The 3527-nt window shown below is 41.3% G+C and carries 2 protein-coding genes; both read right to left on the bottom strand.

Annotation, left to right across the window (positions count from 1 at the left end; genetic code table 11):
- Window positions 1-357: 357 nt before the first annotated feature.
- Window positions 358-1785, bottom strand: a complete 1428-nt coding sequence (locus tag BHECKSOX2_RS07250) for a fibrobacter succinogenes major paralogous domain-containing protein (RefSeq protein WP_139683058.1) — start codon at window positions 1783-1785, stop codon at window positions 358-360.
- The coding region (locus BHECKSOX2_RS07245) for an inverse autotransporter beta domain-containing protein (protein ID WP_180323710.1) at window positions 1707-3527 on the bottom strand (1821 nt) is incomplete at its 5' end. The genes BHECKSOX2_RS07250 and BHECKSOX2_RS07245, both read right to left, overlap by 79 nt.

The raw sequence follows: 3527 nt of genomic DNA, 5'->3' as shown, positions 1-3527 counted from the left end.
TTTGAGAGTAATGTTGCTCAAAGGCATCATCAAAGACTGTCCAATTAATAGTGTTGGCTAGTTGTATTAAAGGGTCTTTGACATCTAATTGAGAAAAGAGCTCTGAATGAAAAAGATTTGATTGGGTGGATATTGGGCTAGATTTAGTTAACATTTTTTTAAGCAAAACGACCAAGAAATAAGAGGTATTTTAACAAAAGTTGGTTGATTTGTCTAGGGTTATTGTTTGTTTTATTGTTATAAATCAATTTGTTGTGTGGTTTTTAAGGGTTGACTATCTATGGCGACTATGTCATTGCCGATAACAAGCTTGGCGTCATTCAGTGACAACGCTCTGTGTTTAAACAGTTAATCAAATTAACTCTTAATGCAACGAACACTCAAGGCATAAGCACGATAAGAGTTGTGGAAACCCGCACCACTATTGATGGTCAAATAACGACCGATAGATCCACTAGTAGACCGAGTCCAGAGGAATATATGAGCGTTAACAAAGGTAAATACGCTATTCGCATTTCGGTAGCCAGCAACTGGGATTTTCAGGAAGCTGGAGAAAGCGGTATCTTTGTTGGTAATAGTAGTAGTAGTTGCACTGATGGTATCAGCGGTTAACTCTGCCTCAGTTGGCACGCCAAAGCCTACAGGGCAAATATTGTTACTACCACCATCAGCCCAAGCTGCTGCTCTAAGTGCACCATTGCTGTCTGCACTTGTCCAATTATATGTTATATTATTGACAATAAAATTATTATGTGCTGGGGTGATGGTAGTTGCCCGTGTTGTCGTTGTGTTTGAAGTCCTAGATTCATGCCCGTCATCATTTCTACCCCATTGGTATAAATGTCCATAAGCAGTACTGTCTGTGCTTGAGGTTGCCACTCGGGTTGCACCTAGGTTTCTATCAAGCCAAATTCTGCCTGTATCAGGTGAGGTAATCAATGTGTAAGACAACCCCTTAAAAATAATATCATCATCAATCATCGTGGCAGTGAAGTTAGTCATACTGAGAGCGTCGTAACCACCACCAGAAATAGCATGGCTAATGACAACAGTTTCGTTAGCCGTATCACCGTCATTCACACCAGTAATCGTAACCATTTGTGGGCTGCTCCAGTTGCTACGAGTAAAGGTGAGTAAAGGGGTTACTGTGGCAGCTGTGGTATCACTACTGGTCAATCTAATGGTAACATCACTTGTAGGCTCACTGTCAAGCACTACGGTATAAGTGGCTGTAGCAGACTCGGCTATCGTTGCTGATGTTACTGATTGAGTGATACCAGCAGTATCATCATCGATCATTGTGGCAATAAAGTTAGCCGTACTGAGAGTATCGTAACCACCACCAGAAATAGCATGGCTAATGGTAACAATTTCCCTAACCGCATCATTGTCATTCACGCCAGTAATCGTAACCATTTGTGGGCTGCTCCAGTTGCTACGAGTAAAGGTGAGTAAAGGGGTTACTGTGGCAGCTGTGGTATCACTACTGGTCAATCTAATGGTAACATCACTTGTAGGCTTTTTACTAAGCACTACGGTATAAGTGCTTGTGGCAGCCTCAGCTATCGTTGCTGATGTTGCTGATTGAATAATACTTTGTGGTTTTATTACCTCCCATTGCCAAGTTACACATATAATAAGCCAAAACTTACAGGTTTTATTAACAAACTCACCAGGAACATCAGATACATGCACCAAAATATCGCTCATGGTAACAGCGTTATAACCACCACCAGTAACGGTGTGTGAAACATAGACAGCTTTATCAACATTAATATCCAACACGCTAGTAACCGTAACCGTTTGTGGGCTGCCCAGTTGCTAGTGGTAAAGGTGAGTGAATTGGTTACTGTGGCTATATTAGTATCAGAGCTAGTCATTGCAATAACAACATCGCCTGTCGGATCGGCATCAAGCACTACGGTATAGGTATCTGTAGCATTCTCATCTATATTTACTACTGTTGTTGATTGAATAATGCTTTTTAATGTTGGATTAGGTGTCCTGTCAATTATGCGGACTTCAATATCAGACATATTGACAGAGCCGTAACCATCGCCCGAAATAGCGTGTCTAATAGTAACAGTTTCGTTGTCCATATCAGGGTCATTCACAGCAGTAACCGTAACCGTTTGTGGGCTGCTCCAGTTGCTAGTGGTAAAGGTGAGTGAATTGGTTACTGTGGCTGCAGTAGTATCACTACTGGTCAATGTAATAGTAACATCACCTTCAGGTTCGCTGTTTAACACTATAGTATAAGCACCTGTTCTACCCTCACTCATTATCATTGCTGTTGCTGATTGAGTAACACCAGCAACAGTAGCTGATATTGCTAATTGGGTGATAGCAGCAGTAGCTGATGTTGTTAATTGGGTGACACCATCATCATCAACCATTGTGACAGTAAAGTCAGTCATACTGACAGCATCGTAACCACCACCAGAAATAGCATGGCTAATGACAACAGTTTCGTTATCCGTATCACCGTCATTCACACCAGTAACCGTAACCATTTGTGGACTGCTCCAGTTGTCACGGGTAAAGGTGAGTAAAGGGGTTACTGTGGCAGCTGTGGTATCACTACTGGTCAAGCTAATGGCAACATCACTTGTAGGCTTTCTGCTAAGCACTATGGTATAAGTGGCTGTGCCAGCCTCAGCTACCGTTGCCGATGTTGCTGATTGAGTAGCATGCTTGTTAAGTAGTTTTTCTATTTTAATTTGTTGTGAGCGCTCAACCATCTCTAGTAGCGTTAAGTCCATTTTTGTTGAATTTCTAAACGCCTTTTTATCAAACGCAAAGTTTGTCATCTTTTCGTTCGTATTGAACGGGAAACTTAAATTTAGCCTGGCGTAGCCAGAATGCTCCATGGTGTTGGAATCTTCTTGACCGAACTCAATGCTACTTGAGGGTGAGAGTTGGATTTCTACACCAAGGATACTACCATTGATGCTACCTCCTGTGCTTTGATCCCAGTAGTAATGTGTGCCTTTGATTTTTGCCCAAGGAATATAAGGTATTTGTCCAGTTACTTTAATGTCATGACCGCTTAGGGCTTCTTCAGTGTAATCCCCAATCACGACTTTATTTGAGAGTGGGTGGTATTTATTAGCAGTAAGGCTAAAGTTACTTCTTTGGTATTCTAAGCCTAGGGAAGCACGCTTGTGCTTAGAGTTGGCTTCATAATCAGTAAAGATATTAATACCGACAATCGCACGATCGTCTTCTACCAACATACGATGTCCTAATCCGAGGTTAAGGGTATTACGACGACTGCCTTCATTCTCAGCGTTGAACAAAGAACCTTGAATAAAGGTTAATGCTTTAATCTTTGAGTTAAACTCACTGAGTGGCTGAATAGTGTCAATGTTATAACTCAGTTTTTTGGAGCTAATCCCACCAATACTCACCTCACTACGGCCAGCGCCAAATTTGTTTAACAATTTATTGGCTTTGCTATTAATTAAACCTTCGGTTTTATTAACGGCTTGGTTTTTGATCTGGTTGCTAATACCTGTGGTAATCTT

This window comes from thiotrophic endosymbiont of Bathymodiolus puteoserpentis (Logatchev) (assembly GCF_900127505.1).
Lineage (GTDB): Bacteria > Pseudomonadota > Gammaproteobacteria > PS1 > Pseudothioglobaceae > Thiodubiliella.
Note: the sequence above shows the minus strand (reverse complement) of the source record. Positions and strands in the feature narration are given on the sequence as shown.